Annotated in this window: 1 pseudogene; it reads left to right on the forward strand. The window is 38.6% G+C overall.

Features of this window, described 5'->3' with window-relative positions:
• Positions 1 to 186 (forward strand): annotated as a pseudogene (locus A3712_RS21820) (IS30 family transposase); the annotation flags it as partial.
• Positions 187 to 207 lie beyond the last annotated feature (21 nt).

Here is a 207-nt window from a genome sequence, read left to right on the forward strand (position 1 = left end):
GAGCGTGTAGCCAATGAGAATGCAAACGGGCTTTTAAGGCAATATGTTAAGAAAGGAACCGACTTAACAACGGTAGCAGACAGTGATATTGAATTCTCGGTATCACAGATAAATTATCGACCCAAAAAGTGTTTAGACTTCAATCAACAAGCGATTGTATTTAAAGAAATGGCATTGGCTACTTGATATTGGAGAGTATCGCACTTC

Source organism: Vibrio sp. HI00D65 (assembly GCF_001635455.1).
Taxonomy (GTDB): domain Bacteria; phylum Pseudomonadota; class Gammaproteobacteria; order Enterobacterales; family Vibrionaceae; genus Vibrio.